At 71.3% G+C, this 18520-nt stretch carries 21 protein-coding genes; 15 read left to right on the top strand and 6 right to left on the bottom strand.

Going from position 1 to position 18520, the window contains the following annotated elements:
- Positions 1-43 precede the first annotated feature (43 nt).
- Positions 44-2083, top strand: coding sequence for a protein meaA (locus tag SHK19_RS14540; protein WP_322455697.1), 2040 nt, complete (start codon positions 44-46; stop codon positions 2081-2083).
- A 6-nt stretch (positions 2084-2089) separates the two neighbouring features.
- Here the strand turns inward: SHK19_RS14540 and SHK19_RS14535 are convergent, their stop codons facing one another.
- Positions 2090-2449 (bottom strand): ArsC/Spx/MgsR family protein, encoded by a 360-nt coding sequence (locus SHK19_RS14535; protein WP_322455696.1) that lies wholly within the window; start codon positions 2447-2449, stop codon positions 2090-2092.
- Between the two features lie 87 nt (positions 2450-2536).
- Between SHK19_RS14535 and SHK19_RS14530 the strand changes: the two genes are divergently transcribed.
- The 3 genes from SHK19_RS14530 to SHK19_RS14520 are packed head-to-tail and all read left to right on the top strand — an operon-like array spanning position 2537 to position 4249.
- On the top strand, positions 2537-2737 hold the full coding sequence (locus SHK19_RS14530; RefSeq protein WP_322936652.1) for a hypothetical protein: 201 nt from the start codon (positions 2537-2539) through the stop codon (positions 2735-2737).
- Between the two features lie 35 nt (positions 2738-2772).
- Positions 2773-3297 carry a ferritin gene (locus SHK19_RS14525; RefSeq protein ID WP_322455694.1) on the top strand — a complete coding sequence of 175 codons (525 nt, stop codon included), beginning with the start codon at positions 2773-2775 and terminating at the stop codon, positions 3295-3297.
- Between the two features lie 16 nt (positions 3298-3313).
- Complete coding sequence (locus SHK19_RS14520) at positions 3314-4249, top strand: FAD-dependent oxidoreductase (protein ID WP_322936651.1); 936 nt, start codon at positions 3314-3316, stop codon at positions 4247-4249.
- 10 nt (positions 4250-4259) lie between these two features.
- Here the strand turns inward: SHK19_RS14520 and SHK19_RS14515 are convergent, their stop codons facing one another.
- Positions 4260-4844, bottom strand: a complete 585-nt coding sequence (locus tag SHK19_RS14515) for a DUF952 domain-containing protein (protein WP_322936650.1) — start codon at positions 4842-4844, stop codon at positions 4260-4262.
- Positions 4845-5129: 285 nt separating this feature from the next.
- On the opposite strand from SHK19_RS14515, the gene SHK19_RS14510 reads away from it, so the two are divergent.
- The 4 genes from SHK19_RS14510 to SHK19_RS14495 all read left to right on the top strand — a co-directional run bounded on the left by SHK19_RS14510 (position 5130) and on the right by SHK19_RS14495 (position 9168).
- Positions 5130-6383, top strand: coding sequence for an HNH endonuclease signature motif containing protein (locus SHK19_RS14510; protein ID WP_322455691.1), 1254 nt, complete (start codon positions 5130-5132; stop codon positions 6381-6383).
- 9 nt (positions 6384-6392) lie between these two features.
- Positions 6393-6995 carry a hypothetical protein gene (locus SHK19_RS14505; RefSeq protein ID WP_322455690.1) on the top strand — a complete coding sequence of 201 codons (603 nt, stop codon included), beginning with the start codon at positions 6393-6395 and terminating at the stop codon, positions 6993-6995.
- Between the two features lie 61 nt (positions 6996-7056).
- The gene (locus SHK19_RS14500) at positions 7057-7620 is read left to right on the top strand and encodes a winged helix-turn-helix domain-containing protein (protein ID WP_322936649.1); all 564 of its coding nucleotides are present in this window, start codon (positions 7057-7059) and stop codon (positions 7618-7620) included.
- A 3-nt stretch (positions 7621-7623) separates the two neighbouring features.
- Positions 7624-9168 (top strand): alpha/beta hydrolase family protein, encoded by a 1545-nt coding sequence (locus tag SHK19_RS14495; RefSeq protein ID WP_322455688.1) that lies wholly within the window; start codon positions 7624-7626, stop codon positions 9166-9168.
- Here SHK19_RS14495 and nucS read toward each other — a convergent pair.
- Complete coding sequence (nucS, locus tag SHK19_RS14490) at positions 9120-9809, bottom strand: endonuclease NucS (protein WP_322455687.1); 690 nt, start codon at positions 9807-9809, stop codon at positions 9120-9122. The genes SHK19_RS14495 and nucS overlap by 49 nt on opposite strands.
- 102 nt (positions 9810-9911) lie before the next feature.
- Here nucS and SHK19_RS14485 point away from each other — a divergent pair, with 102 nt between their 5' ends.
- Complete coding sequence (locus SHK19_RS14485) at positions 9912-11099, top strand: 3-hydroxyacyl-CoA dehydrogenase NAD-binding domain-containing protein (RefSeq protein WP_322936648.1); 1188 nt, start codon at positions 9912-9914, stop codon at positions 11097-11099.
- A gap of 75 nt (positions 11100-11174) precedes the next feature.
- On the opposite strand, the gene SHK19_RS14480 is transcribed toward SHK19_RS14485, so the two are convergent.
- Positions 11175-11672: a hypothetical protein gene (locus SHK19_RS14480; protein ID WP_322455685.1), complete on the bottom strand. Its 498-nt coding sequence runs from the start codon at positions 11670-11672 to the stop codon at positions 11175-11177.
- 150 nt (positions 11673-11822) lie between these two features.
- Here SHK19_RS14480 and SHK19_RS14475 point away from each other — a divergent pair, with 150 nt between their 5' ends.
- A complete protein-coding gene (locus SHK19_RS14475) occupies positions 11823-12593 on the top strand; it encodes an alpha/beta fold hydrolase (RefSeq protein ID WP_322936647.1) in 771 nt (256 codons plus the stop codon).
- A gap of 45 nt (positions 12594-12638) precedes the next feature.
- Positions 12639-13082: a DUF4189 domain-containing protein gene (locus tag SHK19_RS14470; protein ID WP_322936646.1), complete on the top strand. Its 444-nt coding sequence runs from the start codon at positions 12639-12641 to the stop codon at positions 13080-13082.
- Between the two features lie 7 nt (positions 13083-13089).
- On the opposite strand, the gene SHK19_RS14465 is transcribed toward SHK19_RS14470, so the two are convergent.
- Complete coding sequence (locus tag SHK19_RS14465; protein WP_322936645.1) at positions 13090-13626, bottom strand: CGNR zinc finger domain-containing protein; 537 nt, start codon at positions 13624-13626, stop codon at positions 13090-13092.
- 38 nt (positions 13627-13664) lie between these two features.
- On the opposite strand from SHK19_RS14465, the gene SHK19_RS14460 reads away from it, so the two are divergent.
- The 4 genes from SHK19_RS14460 (at position 13665) to SHK19_RS14445 (ending at position 17115) form a co-directional block, all read left to right on the top strand.
- A complete protein-coding gene (locus tag SHK19_RS14460) occupies positions 13665-14630 on the top strand; it encodes an EamA family transporter (RefSeq protein ID WP_322936644.1) in 966 nt (321 codons plus the stop codon).
- A 27-nt stretch (positions 14631-14657) separates the two neighbouring features.
- Positions 14658-15164 (top strand): SigE family RNA polymerase sigma factor, encoded by a 507-nt coding sequence (locus SHK19_RS14455; RefSeq protein ID WP_322936643.1) that lies wholly within the window; start codon positions 14658-14660, stop codon positions 15162-15164.
- Positions 15164-16285, top strand: coding sequence for a hypothetical protein (locus tag SHK19_RS14450; RefSeq protein WP_322936642.1), 1122 nt, complete (start codon positions 15164-15166; stop codon positions 16283-16285). The genes SHK19_RS14455 and SHK19_RS14450 overlap by 1 nt, the downstream gene beginning before the upstream one ends.
- Positions 16286-16386: 101 nt before the next feature.
- Positions 16387-17115: an FkbM family methyltransferase gene (locus SHK19_RS14445; protein WP_322455678.1), complete on the top strand. Its 729-nt coding sequence runs from the start codon at positions 16387-16389 to the stop codon at positions 17113-17115.
- Positions 17116-17123: 8 nt separating this feature from the next.
- On the opposite strand, the gene SHK19_RS14440 is transcribed toward SHK19_RS14445, so the two are convergent.
- Positions 17124-18491: a glycosyltransferase family 39 protein gene (locus SHK19_RS14440; protein ID WP_322936641.1), complete on the bottom strand. Its 1368-nt coding sequence runs from the start codon at positions 18489-18491 to the stop codon at positions 17124-17126.
- Positions 18492-18520 lie beyond the last annotated feature (29 nt).

Below are 18520 nucleotides of genomic sequence, written 5' to 3'. Positions count from 1 at the left end.
CCGGACGGTTACCGTGCGGTAGCGGCCGCCCTATCCTGCCCCTATGAGCGAGTCGCAGAGCACGCGGGACACCCCGCCGCAGAAGGACCGACCGTGGGTGATGCGCACCTACGCCGGCCACTCGACGGCCGAGGCGTCCAACGCGCTGTACCGGACCAACCTGGCCAAGGGACAGACCGGCCTCTCGGTGGCGTTCGACCTCCCCACGCAGACCGGCTACGACCCCGACAGCCCGCTCGCGCGCGGTGAGGTCGGGAAGGTCGGCGTACCGGTGCCGCACCTCGGCGAGATGCGGAAGCTCTTCAAGGACATCCCGCTCGTCGAGATGAACACCTCGATGACGATCAACGCGACCGCCATGTGGCTGCTCGCGATGTACCAGGTGGTCGCCGAGGAGCAGAACTCCGACCTGGCCCCCGACGAGGTGGCCGCGCAGCTGGCCGGCACCACGCAGAACGACATCATCAAGGAGTACCTCTCGCGGGGGACCTACGTCTTCCCGCCCGAGCACTCCCTCCGGCTGATCGCCGACATGATCGCGTACACGGTCCACCAGATCCCGAAGTGGAACCCGATCAACATCTGCAGCTACCACCTGCAGGAGGCGGGCGCCACCCCCACCCAGGAGCTCGCCTACGCACTGTGCACCGCGATCGCGGTGCTCGACCAGGTGAAGAGCTCCGGGCAGGTGGACGAGGAGGACTTCGAGAAGGTCGTCGGGCGGATCTCGTTCTTCGTCAACGCCGGAGTCCGCTTCGTCGAGGAGACGTGCAAGATGCGCGCCTTCAACCAGCTGTGGGACGAGATCACCCGCGAGCGGTACGGCGTCGAGGACCCGAAGATGCGCCGCTTCCGCTACGGCGTCCAGGTCAACTCGCTAGGCCTCACCGAGGCCCAGCCCGAGAACAACGTGCAGCGGATCGTGCTGGAGATGCTCGGCGTGACGCTCTCGAAGAACGCCCGCGCCCGCGCGGTGCAGCTCCCGGCGTGGAACGAGGCGCTCGGCCTTCCCCGACCCTGGGACCAGCAGTGGTCGTTGCGGCTGCAGCAGGTGCTGGCCTTCGAGTCCGACCTGCTCGAGTACGACGACATCTTCGACGGCTCCCATGTCATCGAGGCCAAGGTCAGCGAGCTGGTCGAGGGTGCCCGCGCTGAGATCGACCGGGTGCAGGCGATGGGCGGCGCGATCGCCGCCGTCGACTCCGGCTACATGAAGCAGGAGCTGGTGTCCGCGCACGCGGCCCGGCGCGGGCGGATCGAGGCCGGTGACGAGATCATCGTCGGGGTCAACCGGTTCGAGACCACCGAGCCCAGCCCGCTGACCGCCGACCTGGACGCGGCGATCATGGCCGCCGACCCCGAGGCCGAGAAGTCGGCGCTCGCCTCCGTCGAGGCGTGGAAGGAGCAGCGCGACGAGGCCGAGGTCGCCGACGCGCTGGCCAAGCTCGCCGAGGACGCCAAGAGCGGCGTCAACCTGATGACGGCCACGCTGGCGGCCGCTCGCGCCGGTGCGACGACGGGGGAGTGGGCCGGCACCCTGCGCGAGGTGTTCGGCGAGTTCCGCGCACCGACCGGTGTGTCCGGCGCCGTGGGTGTGGCCGAAGCCGGGGCCGAGCTCACGACGGTCCGCGAGGCAGTGAAGCGCACCGGCGAGGAGCTCGCCGGCCGCGAGGGCGGCCGGTTGCGGCTGCTGGTCGGCAAGCCCGGGCTCGACGGGCACTCCAACGGCGCCGAGCAGGTCGCCGTACGAGCGCGGGACGCAGGCTTCGAGGTGATCTACCAGGGCATCCGGCTCACCCCGGAGCAGATCGTCGCGGCCGCCGTGGCGGAGGACGTCCACTGCGTGGGCCTCTCGATCCTGTCCGGCTCGCACATGGAGCTGGTGCCGAGCGTGCTGGAGGGCCTCGAGGACGCCGGGATGGGCGACGTGCCGGTGATCGTCGGCGGCATCATCCCCGAGTCCGACGGCAGGCGACTGGTCGAGCTCGGCGTGGCTGCGGTCTACACGCCCAAGGACTACGGGCTCACCGAGATCATGGGCGGCATCGTCCAGGTGATCCGCAAGGCCAACGGGCTCGACTGACGTAGGTCAGCCGGCGTCGATCACCCTCTCCAGCGACTCGGGGTCGCGGCCGACCACGGTCGTGCCGTCCGAGGCGGTGATGATCGGTCGCTGGATCAGGGCGGGGTGGTCGCTCATCAGCTCCAGCCAGGCGTGCCGATGGTCGAGGTCCTTGGCCGGCAAGGTGACGCCGAGCTTCGCGGCGTCAGCCGTGCGAGTGATGTCCCAGGGCTCCAGGCCGAGCCGCGCCAAGACGTCCTCCAGCTCCGCGGTCGTCGGCGGCTGGTCGAGATAGCGGCGTACGACGTACTCACTCCCGGCCCGCTCGAGCTCGCTGACGGCCGTCCGGCACTTGGAGCAGGCAGGGTTCAACCAGATCTCGATCACGGACCGACCCTAGACCCGGAGCGGGCTGGTGTGAGGTGCGCCTCAAGCTTTAGGTGAGGCAAGCCTTAGCCACCTATGCTCACCGCCGTGGGCAAGGGCAAGAAGTCGAAGGCGCGCAAGCTGCCGAAGACGAAGTGCTGCGTCTCGAAGTCGAAGTGCGGCCGGTGCCCCCTCCGAATGCTCAAGGAGGGCAGCCTGCCCGCCGGCTACACCGTCAAGAAGCGGGTGCTGGTCAGCGCCGAGAACGGCAAGAAGGTCTCCAAGAAGGACCTGCAGAAGGCTGCGTGACCGGGCTGACCGGCCACCTCGATAGGGTTCCGACCATGGCCGCCACCCGCTTCGCCGAGCAGCTCAACGCCCAGATCGGGAATGAGTTCGCCGCGCACAATCAGTACCTCGCCTGCGCGGTGCACTACGACGCGCTGACGATGCCGCAGATGGCCGCGTTCTTCTACGCGCAGGCGCTCGAGGAGCGCCAGCACGCCCTGATGATGGTGCAGTACCTGCTCGACACCGACGCGGCCGTGCAGATCCCGGGCGTCGACGCACCCGTCTCGGAGTTCGCCGACGTCGTGGCGCCCATCGAGCTCGCCCTGGCCCAGGAGAGGCGGGTGACCGAGCAGATCAACAGACTGCTCCGCATCGCCCGCGAGGAGAGCGACTTCGCGTCCGAGCAGTTCATGCAGTGGTTCATCAAGGAACAGGTCGAGGAGGTCGCCACCATGAGCGACCTGCTCGCCATCGTGACCCGCAGCAAGGACGACCTCAACGACATCGAGGAGTACGTCGCGCGCGAGCAGGGCCGCGGCGCCGCCGACCCGACCGCGCCACCCGCCGCCGGGGCCTGACGCCGGAGTCGTCGTCATGGCCAGGGTGATCGTCGTCGGTGCCGGCGTCATCGGCCTGACCAGCGCGGTCCGCCTCGCCGAGGCCGGCCACCGGGTCGACGTGCTCGCCCGGGACCTGCCGCGCGAGACCACCTCGGCGGTCGCGGCGGCACTCTGGTACCCCTACCTCGCCCTCCCACAGGACCGGGTCACCGCGTGGGCCGCGCGGTCCTACGAGGCGTTCGCCGCCCTCGCCGCCCAGCCGGCGAGCGGCGTACGGATGCAGTCCGGCACCGAGGTCTTCCGCGAGGTGACCCCTGATCCGTGGTGGCTCGACGCGGTGCCGGCGCTGCGGCGCGTCACCGCCGGCGACGGCCTTCCGGACGGGTACGTCGACGGCTGGACGTTCGTCACTCCCGTGGTCGAGATGCCGGTGTACCTCGACTGGCTGGTCGCCCGGCTCACCGAGCTCGGCGGCACCCTCACCCGCCTCTCCCTCGGTGGCCTCGCCGCCACCGGAGGCGGCGGTGCCGACGTCGCGGTCGCCTGCGCCGGCCTCGGAGCGCGACTGTTCGCCGAGGACCGGACCGTGGTCCCGGTCCGGGGACAGGTCGTGCTGCTCCGGCAGGTCGGACTGCGCGAGTGGTGGCTCGACACAGCAGGGGAGCGACCGACGTACGTGGTGCCCCGGGCGTCCGACATCGTCGTCGGCGGCACCGAGGAGCACGGCGAGTGGAGCCGCACTCCCGACCCCGACGCCGCGCGGGACATCCTCGACCGCGCGGCCACCTTGGTGCCTGCGCTGCGTGACGCGACCGTGCTCCGGCACAAGGTCGGCCTGCGGCCGGCCCGCCCGTCGGTCCGGCTCGAGCGGGAGGGCGACGTCGTGCACTGCTACGGGCACGGCGGAGCCGGCATCACGCTCAGCTGGGGGTGCGCCGACGAGGTCGTGGAGCTCGTCGGGAGCGGCTGACCGTCGCCGGTCAGGCGTGCCGGCTGACGTAGAGCCAGCGGGCGATCCCGCACCCGGCAAGCACCCCGACGGCGACGCCGACCAGCGGCGCGACCTCGTCGCCGAGCGCATTGCCAACGCCGAGGCCGATGGCGGTCGTCACGAGGATCAGGACCACCAGCGCCATGTTGACCAACATCTCGGTCAGGAAGGTGCGGCCGAACGACTCGCTGCTTGTTGGTCGAGCCTGTCGAGACCCCGCTGGTGCTGCGAGTGGCGCCAGCGGCGTCCCGCGTCCCGGGACCGGCATCGCCTTCACCACCGCGTCGAGAGGGATCGGGCCGTAGACGTGAGGGAACGTCTCGGTCGAGCCGGGCGCACCGGGCTCGTCGACGACCGGTACGTCGAGCCGGTCGGTGTCGAGCTGGAGCAGGAGCAGCGGCTCGGCCACGTCGGCGTAGAAGCGCTCGCGGACGGCCGGCCACTGGTCTCCGCGGCTGCAGTGGATGAAGCCCTCCTCAGCGAGCGTGCGTCCGCGGGTCGACGTCGTGTAGGCGCCGGCGTCCTGCGCGGCCGCCCAGTCCGACGCGAGGGCGAGGTGGAAGATCGTGGCCATCGTGCGGCCGAGGCTAGCGGCTGCGGGCTCGGGCGAGGAGTGCTCAGTGCCTGTAGGTTGCGGCCGCGAGGGATAGGGCCGAAAGGGCTTGGGAGGGGGAGCGGAGGGCTGTGGGTTGCCCGCCGTGGCCGGCTCACGGATGGCAGCGAGGGGAGGGTCCGGCCACTTTCTGTGCACAGTCCCGATGGCGTGTTCCCCCTGTCCACAAGCGGGTTCTGAGCGTTTCGTCGTGTCGGACGTCGGGGGTTGACTAGGACCCACAAGGCAGTTCTCCGGAGGTAGCCAATGGTCGCGCAGCTGATGCCCCAGCCGCACCCGATCCTGGCCTGCGCCGAGCAGCTCACCGCCGCGATCAACGAGGTCCGCGACGTACAGCCGGTGTACATGTCCCCGGCCGAGAAGAAGACCGCGGTGGTCGAGCTCAACAAGGCCGCCGCAATGCTCGCCGAGCTCCAGCTACGGATCGTGGCCACCGCCGAGGACGAAGCCAACACCGCCGGCGCCCGCGACGTCGGAGCCTGGACCGCGCACCTGACCCGCGCCGACGTCGCCGCTGCGAGGGCTGATGCCCGGCTGGCCGATGCCCTGGACCGCCGCTGGACCCAGACCGCGGTCGGCATGGCCGAAGGACGCGTCTCGCTCGCCCAGGCCCAGGTCGTCGTCCACGCGTTGGAGGCGCTACCCAGCGACCTGGACCCCGACCTGCTCAAGGACGCCGAAGCCCGACTGATCAAGTGGTGCGCAGAGTTCCACCCCGCCGCGCTACGCCGCCTCGGCCGGCGGATCCTGGAGGTCGTCGCCCCCGACATCGCCGAAGCGGAACTGGCCAAACGACTCGAGGACGAGGAACACCGAGCCCGTGAGAAGTGCCGGCTCACCCTGCGCACCACCGGGGAGGGCAGCACCCGGCTGTCCGGGCTGCTGCCCGATGCCGAGGCAGCGCGGTTGCGGACCTACCTGGAAGCCTTCACCTCACCCCGCAAACACCACGACGCCCCCGGCGCGCTTGGTGGGGAGGAAGACCGGATCCCCTACCCCCGCCGCCTCGGCCAGGCGTTCTGCGCGCTGCTGGAGCACCTCGACCCGGCCAAGCTGCCCCAGCACGGCGGGGATGCGACCACGGTGATGGTCACCATCGGTCTCGACTCGCTGCGCAGTGAGCTGGGCGCCGGCAGCATCGTCGGCGGCGAGTCGTTGTCGGCCACCGCGATCCGCCGACTGGCGTGCAACGCCGCGATCATCCCGGTCGTCCTCGGCGGGAAGGGCGAGATCCTCGACCTGGGCCGCAGCCGACGCCTCTTCTCACCCGCCCAACGCAGAGCCATACGGCTCAGAGACCAACGCTGCCGGGCCGAGGGCTGCGCCATCCCCGCCGCCTGGTGCGAAGCCCACCACCTCGAACCCTGGGCCGCCGGCGGGAAGACCGACCTCGACGACGGCGTCTTGCACTGCAGCTTCCACCACCACCGCGCCCACGACCCCAGGTACACCACCGAAAGACTCCCCAATGGCGACATCAGGTTCCGCCGACGCACCTAGGGTCGGCGCATGCCCGGTTTCAGCTGGCTCCCGGCCAACCAAGCATCGACCGAGGACGTCGAGGCGGTGTTTGCCACGGGGGGCGCCCGAAAGTGCCGTTGCCAAGCGCTCAAGGTGCCCGGCTGGATCTGGCGCGACACCACCCAGGAGCAGAGGGACGCAGCGCTGCTCGAGCAAACGGCCTGCGGCACCACCACCGGGGCGACGTCTGGATTGATCGGGTACGTCGACGGCGAGGCGGCCGGCTGGGTCGCGGTCGAGCCGCGAGAGAACTACCCCAGGCTGTGGAGCCGCAAGCAGCCGTGGATGCGAATGGACCCCGAGCTCGCGGGCGTCTGGTCCGTCACCTGCTTCGTCGTACGCAAGGGCCGCCGCCAGTCGGGGCTGACCTACGAGCTCGCCACCGCCACCGTCGAGTACGGCGAGCAGGTTGGAGCGCAGGTCCTCGAGGGCTACCCCATCGAGCCACCCCCGGGCGCGTCGGTGATCTGGGACGAGGCCTCCGTCGGGTTGTTACAGGTCTTCCTCGCAGCCCGTTACGAGGTGGTGGCCTCACCCACCCTGCGACGGCGTGTGGTGCGGCGACGACTCCAGGCCGTCGCCCAGCAGTAGCACCAGGCCAAGGCAGCGCCCACTCTTGCACAAATCTCTATGCATAAACTATTATGCACTCATGGTTCCTGAACACTCCGAGCTGGCCGTCCTGCGGGCCCTCGGCAGCACGGTGCGGCAGGCGATCCTGGAGCAGCTCGGCCAGGGGCCGGCGACGTCGGCGATGCTGGCGCGCGCCCTCGACTCCAACACCGGCGTGACGTCGTACCACCTGCGCGAGCTGGCCAAGGCCGGACTCGTCGAGCGCGACGTGACGCGCGGACGAGCGCAGTACTGGCGCACCGTCGCCGGCGACGTGCGCTTCCGCGACCCGCAGGACTCCTCCGCTCCCGCGCTGGCGCAGTCGGTCATCGACCTGCGGCTCGCCGGGTTGGCCGCCTCGGTCGACGGCTACCTCCGTCGCGACGACCTCAGCCCGGCGTGGCGTGACGCTGCCCTCTTCTCGCAGGCCACGCTCACCCTCGCCCCCGAGGAGCTCGCCGAGCTCGCCCGGGCCTACCTGGAGCTGGTCGGGCACTGGACCGACGCGGCACGTGACCGGTCGGCTGTAGCCGACCACCGGGCCGTGCGACTGGCGCTCTTCGCGTTCCCCACCGACGGCACCGCCCCCGACCCGAAGGAATGACCAATGGAAACCTCGCCGGACGGCACCTGGATCGCAGAGACCCCGGACGGAGTCGTCGTCGCGCGGGTGCGGACCGGGGAGGTGCTCGTCGACCGCCCTTCCCGCCGCACCTTCCGCGAACCCGAGCCGCCTGAGTTCGAAGACGGGCGTCTCGTCGTCGACGGTGTCGTCCTCGGTCGGGTCGCGCCGTTGCCCGCGCGCCTCGCGGAGCTGACCGGGTGGTACGGCTACGACGGTCGCCGGATCCTGCTCACGCAGGTACCGGAGGCCTACTTCGGCGAACCGATGGTCCTGGTGGCCGAGGGCGAGCGCGTGGTCCGCGCGTATGCGGTGGGAGAGGGCCGCTTGCTCACCGAGGAGGGCGAGTCGATCGACCTCGCCGACGACTGGCTCCTCCGGGTGACGGACCGCGGCGAGGTCGTCACGCTCCCGCGGTGGTCACACCGCCGCGAGGAGGAGGTGACCTTCACCGTCGGCGACGTGCTGCTGGCCGGTACGGTCATCCTCCCGCCGGGCCCCGGTCCGCACCCGGCCGCGGTCCTGCTGCACGGTGCGGCGGGCGGCCAACGCGACTTCTGCCGGCTGCATGCCGACCCGATCCTGGCCGCCGGTGTTGCGGTGCTCATCTACGACAAGGCCGGTCACGGCCTCTCCGGCGGACGGGAGCCCTCGGTCTTCGACCAGGCCGACGCAGGCGAGGCCGCCATGCGGGAGCTGGCCAGGCATCCAGGGATCGACCCGGCGCGGATCGGGCTGGCCGGGTTCTCCAACGGAATGTGGGCGGTGCCGATGATCGCCGCCCGCACCGGCGCGGCCTTCGTCACCGGTGTCGGCTCCGCCGGGGTGTCGATGGGCGAGGCGGAGGTCCACCGCCGCACGAAGGTGCTGCGGGATGCGGGCGTCGGCACGGCCACCGTCGCGGCCGTGGGCGAGGCGTGGCGCTGCATCTTCGCCATCGTCGGCGAGGGCGCCACCGGACCGGTCCGTCACCGGCTGCGGCTCGCCCTCGACGCCATCGCGGCCGCGCCCGACCTCGGCCTCTACGAGATCCCCGACTACGTCCGTGAGAACCCGATGCTCTCGCCGATCCCGCCCTTGCTGCCCGTTGCCGCCCTGATCGAGCTGCTCGGCGACACCCGCGACCCCGAGGTCACCTACGATCCCGTCACCGACTACGCCGAGCTGGACTGCCCGGTGTTCCTCCAGTACGGCGCGGACGACACCAGCGTCCCGGTGGAAGTGTCCGTGGAACGGATCCGCCGGGCGATCGCCGGTGCCGGGCGGGAGTCGGAGATCCGCGTCTACCCCGGTCTCGAGCACATGCTCAACGTGCTCCCGGCCGACCTCACCGGGCTGACGCCCGAGGGCGCCATGTACCAGTTCCACCACTTCCGCTACGGGCAGGGCGTGTGGGCCGAGCTCACCGCCTGGTTGCGGGCGACGGTGGCCGACACCGACGGCATGCCCGACACTGAGCGCCGGTCGGGCGCGCGAGGCGTTCAGAACAGTCGGTCGGTCGGGTCGTCCAGGCCGCGGAGGGCGTCGTAGTCGACGAGCGCACAGGTGATGCCGCGGTCGCCGGCGAGCACGCGCGCCTGCGGCTTGATCTCCTGCGCGGCGAAGATCCCACGGACCGGCGCGAGCAGCGGGTCCCGGTTGAGGAGCTCGAGGTACCGCGTCAGCTGCTCGACCCCGTCGATCTCGCCGCGGCGCTTGATCTCCACCGCCACGCTGACGCCGTCGGCGTCGCGGCACATCAGGTCGACCGGTCCGATCGCGGTCGGGTACTCCCGCCGTACCAGAGCCAGGCCGGGCAGCAGCGTGCCCGGGTGCTCGGCGAGGAGCTCCTGCAGGTGCTTCTCCACCCCGTCCTTCTGCAGACCGGGATCGATGCCCAGGTCGTGGTTGGAATCGTGGTGGATCTCCTCGATCAGGATCCGCAGCGTGTCCGGGGTCGCGCCCTTGGGGGCTCTCGCGGTCACCGTCCACTCGACCGCCCCGTCCTCGGTCGTGCCCTCCCGGACCGTGCAGGGTGGCGACATCCAGTTGAGAGGCTTGTAGCTGCCGCCGTCGGAGTGCACGAGCACGGACCCGTCGGCCTTGATCATCAGCACCCGGGTCGCCATCGGGAGGTGGGCGGTGAGGCGACCGGCGTAGTCCACCTGGCAGCGCGCGACGACGAGTCTCACGCCGCCCGAGGCTACCGTGGCGGTCAGGTCCGCCGGGGGCCAGCCTGTCTCGCATAGTTACCAGCGGGTACGAAGTGTCGCAGGTTTTGCGATCATGCCTCCATGACGCTGACCAACGAGCAGATCTTCGGCACCTTGGTGCTGCCGTACCTGAACCACGCGGTTCGCATGTACGAGGCGTCGTACGCCTCCAGCGGCGACATCGACGCCGCGATGCGGTTCGGCTGCGGCTACCCGGCGGGACCGCTGACCGTGATCGACGAGCTGGGCGCCGCCACCGTGCGGGACCAGCTCGCTGCCCGGTACGCCGAGACCGGCGACCACCTGCACCAGCCCGCCGAGCTCCTCGAGAAGCTCGCCACGGAGGGTCGCACCTTCGCCGAGGAGGGGGCCGGGGCGGACAGCGCTGCTCCGGCGCTCAAGCTGGAGATCCGCAAGGTCGGGGTGGTCGGCACCGGCACGATGGCGTCGGGAATCGTCCAGGTCTTCGCGCAGGCGGGCTACGACGTCGTGTTCGTGGGTCGCGGCCAGGACAAGGTCGACGGGGTCATCGCCGCCGTCGACAAGGGACTCTCCAAGCTCGTGGAGAAGGGCAAGATCGACGAGGACGGCAAGTCCGACGTGCTCGACCGGCTGACCGGCTCCACCGAGCGGGAAGCGCTCGGCGACGTCGACATCGTGGTCGAGGCCATCGCCGAGGACCTCGACATCAAGACGCAGCTCTTCAAGGACCTCGACCGGATCTGTCGGAGTGGGAATGAGGGGCGAGGCGCGATCCTGGCGACGACCACGTCGTCGCTGCCGATCACGCGGCTCGGCGACGCGACGTCGCGCCCCGAGTCGGTCATCGGCATGCACTTCTTCAACCCCGCCACCGTCATGAAGCTGGTCGAGGTGGTCACCACTGAGGCGACGTCCGCCGACGTCGACGAGACGGTGCTGGCGCTGTGCGCGAACGTCGGCAAGGTCGCGGTCTCGTGCGGTGACCGCGCCGGCTTCATCGTCAACTGCCTGCTCTTCCCCTACCTCAACGACGCCGTCACCCTGCTCGAGTCCGGCGCCGCGTCGATGGACGAGATCGACGCCGCGATCAAGGAGCAGGCGGGCTTCCCGATGGGACCGTTCCAGCTGCTCGACGTCGTCGGCAACGACGTGTCGCTCGCGATCCAGCAGGAGCTCTACGCCGAGTTCAAGGAGCCGGGCTTCGCCCCGGCCGCCCTGCTCGAGCAGAAGGTCGCCGAGGGTGCCCTGGGTCGCAAGACCGGCAAGGGCTTCCACGACTACGCCTAGCCGACCGTCGTACGACGAAGCGGCCCCGCACCCCTGAGGGTGCGGGGCCGCTCGCGTGAGTGACTCGGCGGTCCGTCAGAACTTCCGCGGAGGGCAGGCGAACCCGGCAGTCCGAGTGCCGCGGCCGTCGAGCTTGCGCTTGGCGAGCCGCATCGCCTTCTTCGGACCGTAGGCCCGCCCGACCGCCCACTGGACGATGGTCCCGTTGCGGGTCAGCTTCGCGATCGCGACGCAGGCGTTCTTTGCGTAGACGTTGCGCTTGCCGGGCCAGACGCACGCACGCTCGTGACCGACGTTGACGTCGCGGGCCCGGCAGTGGGCGTGGGCCGACCTCATGGCGCCGGCCTTGGTGCCCCATTTCCCTGGCTGGGTCCAACCGCTGCGCCCGGTGGCGGAGTTGTAGCCCACCGCCACCCAGCACCGGGGGAGGCAGCCCGGGGCGCGGGCGCTCACCTGGGAGACCGTCACCCGGTCGGACGGGATCGACGTGGCGGGCGCCGCCAGGAGGGTGCCGCTGAGCACGAAGGCAGCGGCAACCGCAAGGACGGCGCGGACGAACAGAGCGGATCGCAAGACTTCTCCCCGGGGGTCGATGGCAAAGACCTCAGGCTCCATCTTGACCCATGTCGGGAAAGTGCGGGCCATTTGGGCAGGTGTTTCGCCGTACGGACGTTGTCGGTGCCGCGCCGGGCCGGGTGTCGGGTGCCTGACAGACTGGCGTCCGTGCCGCTCCACACGACGTCGTACGGCGACCACGGCAGCCCCGTCGTCTTCTGCCACGGCCTGTTCGGGCAGGGGCGCAACTGGACCCAGCACGCCAAGGCGCTCGCGGCCGACCACCGGGTGCTGCTGGTCGACATGCCGGACCACGGGCGCTCGCCGTGGAGCGAGCGGTTCGACTTCGTCGCGGCCGCCGACCAGGTGGCGGAGCTGATGAGCGCGGACGACCCGGTCGCCCTGGTGGGGCACTCGATGGGCGGCAAGGCCGCGATGGTGCTCGCGCTGCGGCATCCCGAGCTGGTGGAGCGGCTGTGCGTGGTCGACGTGGCGCCGGTGGCCTACCCGCACGCCTCGGAGTTCGTGGGCTACATCGACGCGATGCTCGCGATCGACCTCACCACGTTGGCCGACCGCGCCCAGGCCGATCGGGCGCTGCAGGACGCCGTCCCGGACGACGGCGTCCGCGGGTTCCTGCTGCAGAACCTCCGCCGCGAGGGCGACGACTGGCGGTGGCAGCCCAACCTGGAGCTGTTGCGCGAGGAGATCGACGAGGTCGGCGGCTGGCCGGCCGAGTCACTCGACGAGTCGTCGTACGACGGACCGGTGCTGTGGATCGGGGGCTCGGACTCGCGCTACGTGCTCGACGACTACGCCGGGGCGATGGAGCGGTACTTCCCACGCGTCCGCCGGGTCACGGTCAAGGGCGCCGGGCACTGGGTGCACTCCGAGCAGCCGGCGGTGTTCCTCGAGGTGCTGCGGCGCTTCCTGGACTGAGCCCGGAGGTGTAGCCCGCGATCGGTGGGGGTAGATGCGGTCATCGTGACTCATACCTACATCCGGACCTTCCGTCTCCTCGTCCTCGGCGGTGTCGCCGCCGTCGTCGCGTTCGCCGCCCTCCTCGTCGTCTCCCCCTCCGCCTCGTCGGCGGCACCGAGCGACGAGCAGGCGCGTGCCCGCGGCGACTTCGGCGCGATCGCGATCAGCGTCGACCAAGCCGTGGGACTCAGCTACCGCTACCCGACCAGGCGGACCGCCCAGCAGCGGGCCCTGCGTGAGTGCAGGGAGAGGTCGCACTACCCGCGACGGTGCTTCGTGACCGTCTGGGTGCGGAACCAGTGCGCTGCGACCGCTGCCAAGGTCAACGGGGAGGGGTTCGTCATCCGGTACTCCTGGGGCTTCGGCCGCACCCACCGGGCGGCCCGGCAGAGCGCACTCGGGGAGCTGAGCCGGCCGAGGCGCGTCCTCGGGTCGGTGTGCACCTGAGGTCTGATCAGGTCGCGGCCTGGCGCGCCCGGTAGGCGGCAACGGCATTGCGGTTGCCGCACGCGGTCGAGCAGAACCGCCGCGAGCGGTTGCGGGACAGGTCGAGCACCAGGCCCTTGCAGTCGTCGTCGGCACAGACGCCGAGCCGCGACAGCTCGTCCGCCCGGATCACGTCGATCATCGCCATCGCGGTCTCGACGATGATCCGGTCGGCGAGCGGGCGGTCGGGAGCGACGGCGTGGAGGTGCCAGTCGAAGCCGTCGTGCCGGGAGAGCTGGGGGAGCGCCTTGGCCTCGAACAGCATCTCGTTGACGAGGGCGGCGGCGTGGTCCCGGTCGCTCGTCATCAGCTCGCGCAGGCGCGGGAGCGTCGCGCGTACGGCGTCGACCTCGGCCTGGTCGCCGTCGTGGCGGCCGGTGTAGCCGAAGTCGGAGAGGAACTCGTCGAGCTCCTCGGGGCTGCTCAGCGTGACCGGCTCGAGAGCGGAGTTGACCAGGGTCACGGCCGCCTGCAGCGCCATCGCCGTGTCATGAGCAAAAACCACGTTGACAGGTTACCGCACGCGTCGTAGTGTCATGTGTCATGACGACGATGACTCATGACGCACCGGTGGCGACCCCGCCCCGGGCTGCGACCGGGATCATCGTCGCGCTGTTGTCTGCGGTCTCGTTCGCGCTGTCCGGGGCGCTGGCGTCCCCGATGCTCGACGCCGGGTGGAGCGCCGGCGCGGTGGTGCTGGTCCGGATCGGCTCGGCCGCGATCATCGTGCTCCCGTTCGGCCTGGCCGCGCTCCGCGGCCGCTGGGACTTGCTGCGGCGCAACCTCCCGCTGGTCCTGGTGTACGGCCTGCTGGCCGTCGCCGGTGCGCAGTTCTGCTACTTCTCCGCCGTCCAGCACCTCGAGGTGGGCCCGGCCCTGCTCATCGAGTACACCGCGCCTGCGGCGGTCGTGCTCTGGATGTGGGCCCGCCACGGCCAGCGTCCGGGCCGGCTGACGATCGCCGGCGCCGCGGTGGCGGGGCTCGGTCTGCTGTTCGTCCTCGACGTGTTCGCCGGCTTCGGCCTCCACGCCGGCGGTGTCGCCTGGGCACTGGCGGCGATGGTCGGCGCCGCGACGTACTTCGTGATCTCGGCCGACGACAGCACCGGTCTGCCGCCGCTGACCCTCGCGGCGGGCGGACTCGTTGTCGGAGGTGTGGCGCTCGCCGTGCTGGGCCTCGTCGGTGTGTTGCCCATGCGGGCCGAGCGCGCTGCGGTGACGTACGCCGACGTCGAGGTGGCCTGGTGGGTCCCGTTGCTGCTGCTCGGCCTGGTGACGGCCGCGCTGTCGTACGTGGCCGGGATCGCCGCCGCCCGGATGCTCGGCTCGCGGCTGGCGTCGTTCGTGGCACTGTCGGAGGTCGTGGCCGGCGTGCTGTGGGCCTGGCTGCTCCTCGGCGAGCTGCCGGGTCTGTTGCAGCTGGTCGGCGGCCTGCTGGTCCTGGCCGGCGTGGTCGGGGTCAAGCTCGGCGAGAAAACCGCGGTCGGGGTGCAACAGATCCCTGCCTGACGGCGTGAGTCGTGCGTGGATGTAGGGGTGACCGACCGCGGGACCGCCGCCGAGGCCGGCTTCGACTCGTGGGTCGAGGTGCGGGTCGCTGGGCTGCTCCGGTTCGCCTTCCTGGTCACCGGGTCGCAGCAGGCGGCCGAGGACGCCGTGCAGTCGGCGCTGGCCAGTGCGTGCGAGAAGTGGTCGACCGTCAGCCGGCGTGGCGACCCGGACGCCTACGTGCGGCGGATGGTCGTCAACGCGCACATCTCGGCGTGGCGGCGGAGCGGGCGCCGGGAGCTGCCCGTCGCCGAGGTCCGGGACGCGACGAACGCCGACCCGGCCCAGGTCGTCGTCGAGCACGACGCCGTGTGGCGGGTCTGCGTGGCGTTGCCGCCGCAGCAGCGCGCTGCTGTGGTGCTGCGGTTCTACGAGGACCTCGAGTACGACGAGATCGCGACGATCCTCGGCGTCGCCGCGCCCACCGTGCGCTCCCACGTCCACCGTGCGCTCGCGGCGCTGCGTCGCGAGCTGGGTGCTGAGGAGGACGAGTGATGGACGATCGTGAGGTCGAGCGGAGGATGCGGGCGGGGCTCGAGGCCAAGGCGATGGACGCCGACGTGACCGCCCCGGTCGTGGACCGGGCGCGAGCCGAGGTCGGCCGCCGCCGGCGAGCCCGCTGGAGCGTCGGGGCCGCCGCTGCCGCTGTGGTGCTGGTGGTCGGCGGCATCGCGGTCGCGACCGCCGGTGGTGACGACGGCGCGGACGAGCCTCCGCCCGGGAGCACACCGACCGCGTCCGGTCCGCGTCCGGCCGACCTGATGTCGTGGCGGACCGAGTTCTGGGCCGGCGTCTCCGTCGACGTACCGCCCGACTGGGGGTACGGCGGGGCCCCGGACGCGTCGGGCACGGCGTGCTACCCGATCGCCGCGGTCTCACCCGACGGCCAGGAGATCGGGGGCGGAGGCGACCACGAGCGGGGCTGGGTCGGCAGGCCGATCGCCGGGACCGACGTCTGTGCGTCCGTCCCCCGGGCGTGGGAGCCGCAGGCGCCGTACGTCTGGTTGGGCGCGGGAGTCGAACCCGGGACCTATGACTACGGCAACGGCTACGTGCAGGAGACGATCGCGGCGGAGGGCACCACCGTCACCGTCGGCACCGACGACCCGGCGCTGCGGGAGCAGATCCTGGCGTCGGTCGGGCCCGGGCAGCGGTGCGCATCGGAGGTCGGGGCGATCCCGGAACCCCGCGTAGGCGCTGCGAGTGACCGTCGTGGCGGCCTCATCCGCGCCAAGGTCTGTGCGTACCGCCGCACCGGCTCCGGCTACCAGCTGTCCTACGCGGTGGAGCTCGAGCCGGCCGCTGCCGAGGTCGCGTTCGCGGCCGCCGAACGGGCACCAGGAGTGTCTCGATCCTGCGATCCCGTCGACGGCCCGACCGAGTTCGTCCTCCTCCACGCCACCTACAACGACGAGTTCCCCAACGACGTCCTCGATCGCACTGCGGTCTACCGCATGGAGTGCGGCGGCTCGATCCGGCTGGACGACGGGCCGCCGCGGGAGCTGACGCCGGAGTCGGTCGCGCCGTGGGCGCGCAACGGGATCCCCGCGGTCGTCCACGGCCCGACCGGCGGCAAGGGCGCGATGATCGACTCGTTCATCGGGCCCCAGGGCTGAGTGACGGCGGGGGATGGTGGAGTTGTCGGCGCTCCGGACGGCCGCGCTATCGTCGGCGTCGCCTGCCCGTCCGCCCACCATTCCCTGAGGTGCCTCTCTCGATGAAGGATCCTGCCGTCGGCAGCGAGACCCCCGCGGTGCTCGAGTGCAAGATCACTGCCAACCGATACGGCACCTATTGCGTGCCGGCGTCGTCCGCGCAGCGACCGGCGGCCCAGGCGGTGCTGCGGGGTCAGGTCTACGAGAAGGACACGATCGCCTTCATGACCGCCCACTGCGGCGACCACGACATCGTGCACGCCGGCACCTACTTCGGCGACTTCCTCCCGGCACTGTCCGCCGCGATCAGCCCCGACGCCAAGGTGTGGGCGTTCGAGCCGAACAGCGAGAGCCATCGCTGCGCGGAGATCACGATGCTGCTCAACCGCATCGCCAACGTCGAGCTGCGGCACGCCGGTCTGGGGGCGACGTCGTCGACGTCGTTCGTCCAGACCACCAACGCTCGCGGCCGCGCGCTCGGGGGTACGTCGCGCATCGTGTCGGAGGTCCTCCCCGGAGCCACCGCCGAGTCGGTCGACGTGGTCGCGATCGACGACGTCGTCCCGGCGGACCGGACGGTCGGGATCCTGCAGCTCGACGTCGAGGGATACGAGCGCGAGGCACTGACCGGTGCGTTCGCGACCATCCGGCGTTGTCGACCGATCCTGGTCCTCGAGCAGCAGCCGAGCCACGCCTTCCTCGACGAGGACTGGTTCGCCGACAACGTGCTGTCGATCGGCTACGAGCTCGCGCAGAGAATGCACCTGAATCGCGTCTACCGCCCGGTCTGAGGGCGCGGTCAGGGGTCGGTCAGGCTCGGACACGTGTAGAGCGTGACCGCGAAGTGGCGGTCGCCGGTCACCGGCTCGGAGCGGCAGCCCAGCTGCCGCAGCCGCTCGGCGCCGCGGGCCGCACGCGTGCCGTAGACGAGCACCCGCAGTCCGTCCACGTCGACGCCCTTGATCGTCTCGGGGTCGCGGATGCCGGCGAAGAACGGATCCGGCGTCGCGTCGACCGGCGCCGACACGTCCACGAGGCCGTCGAAGTGCTCGGGATAGGCCGACTGGATGCTGCGGGCCTTGGAGACGGTGAAGTAGACCGCCTCCGCATCCTCGTCGCCGGCCGTCGCGGCGATCCGGCGCAGATCGTCCGGCTTGGCGCTCGGTGCGCGCTGCTCGACGACGAGGGGGCTGATGGCGACGAGCATCGCGACCCCGGCGACGGCAGGAGTCCACTTCGGCAGCGCGAGCACCCCGATCGCCGCGGCGATCGCGAACGCCGGCACCGCGAACGCGACGTAGCGCGGGTGCATCCCCCCGCCGACGAAGGTGCTGATCATGGCCACGACGGTGGGGAGGCCGCTCCAGAGAGCGAGCACCGCCGGGAGCCAACGGCGGCCCTTGCGCCACAGGTGGACGACGCCGTACGCGCCGAGCGCCAGCAGCGCACCCACGACCAGCATGCGGAGCGTGCGCAGGTCGCTCGCCGGCCCGCTGGCGAGCTGGTTGAGGAGCATCCGGTGCCAGGTGTAGTTGGTGTCGGCCAACCAGGAGACCTGGTCCCGCTGACGCCAGCCGATCACCGCGAGAGGGAGGGCGCCGACGGCCGTCACGGCCGCGGTGAGGGTCCACGACAGCCGGCCCTTGGGGAACCCGACCATGACGGCGATGCCGTGCGCGGCGACGAGGATCACGAGGTAGAGGTGCCACCAGCACGCCAGCACGCAGACCAGGCCGTACAGGAGCCAGTCCCTCCGCCGGCGGTGGCGGCAGGCCGAGTCCAGGGCCAGGGTGGCGAGCACGGCGAACGCGGCCGACCAGGCGTAGCTGCGCCCGTCGAGCGCGGCCCAGGCCAACCCCGGCGCGACTCCGGTGAACAGCCCGCTCGCCACGGCGGTCCGGAGCCGCTGGTGACGTGCGACGAGGAGCACGACCAGGGCCGCGGTCACGCCGACGCCGAGTGCGCTGAACGCCCGGACCGACCCGATCGAGTCGCCCAGGACCGCGCTCCAGCCGCGCAGCACCACGTAGTAGAAGGCATGCACGGCATCGATCTCGCGGAGCACGCCCCAGAGCTCCCCGAACGGGCGCTGCAGGAGACTCAGCGTGACCGCCTCGTCGTACCAGATGGTCGGCCGGCCGGCACCGACCAGCCCCAGCGTGGTCACGACCGCGCCGGTCAGGAGAGCTGCCAGCC

This window comes from Nocardioides bizhenqiangii (assembly GCF_034661235.1).
In the GTDB taxonomy this organism is placed as follows: Bacteria; Actinomycetota; Actinomycetes; order Propionibacteriales; family Nocardioidaceae; genus Nocardioides; species Nocardioides bizhenqiangii.
This window is presented reverse-complemented; position numbering and strand designations above follow the sequence as displayed.

Excerpts from the sequence above, each read along its gene's own strand:
- SHK19_RS14540 (WP_322455697.1), top strand. The coding sequence starts at position 44 with ATGAGCGAGTCGCAGAGCACGCGGGACACCCCGCCGCAGAAGGACCGA.
- SHK19_RS14525 (WP_322455694.1), top strand. The coding sequence starts at position 2,773 with ATGGCCGCCACCCGCTTCGCCGAGCAGCTCAACGCCCAGATCGGGAAT.
- SHK19_RS14520 (WP_322936651.1), top strand. The coding sequence starts at position 3,314 with ATGGCCAGGGTGATCGTCGTCGGTGCCGGCGTCATCGGCCTGACCAGC.
- SHK19_RS14515 (WP_322936650.1), bottom strand. The coding sequence starts at position 4,844 with ATGGCCACGATCTTCCACCTCGCCCTCGCGTCGGACTGGGCGGCCGCG.
- SHK19_RS14510 (WP_322455691.1), top strand. The coding sequence starts at position 5,130 with ATGGTCGCGCAGCTGATGCCCCAGCCGCACCCGATCCTGGCCTGCGCC.
- SHK19_RS14505 (WP_322455690.1), top strand. The coding sequence starts at position 6,393 with ATGCCCGGTTTCAGCTGGCTCCCGGCCAACCAAGCATCGACCGAGGAC.
- SHK19_RS14500 (WP_322936649.1), top strand. The coding sequence starts at position 7,057 with ATGGTTCCTGAACACTCCGAGCTGGCCGTCCTGCGGGCCCTCGGCAGC.
- SHK19_RS14495 (WP_322455688.1), top strand. The coding sequence starts at position 7,624 with ATGGAAACCTCGCCGGACGGCACCTGGATCGCAGAGACCCCGGACGGA.
- SHK19_RS14485 (WP_322936648.1), top strand. The coding sequence starts at position 9,912 with ATGACGCTGACCAACGAGCAGATCTTCGGCACCTTGGTGCTGCCGTAC.
- SHK19_RS14460 (WP_322936644.1), top strand. The coding sequence starts at position 13,665 with ATGACGACGATGACTCATGACGCACCGGTGGCGACCCCGCCCCGGGCT.
- SHK19_RS14450 (WP_322936642.1), top strand. The coding sequence starts at position 15,164 with ATGGACGATCGTGAGGTCGAGCGGAGGATGCGGGCGGGGCTCGAGGCC.
- SHK19_RS14445 (WP_322455678.1), top strand. The coding sequence starts at position 16,387 with ATGAAGGATCCTGCCGTCGGCAGCGAGACCCCCGCGGTGCTCGAGTGC.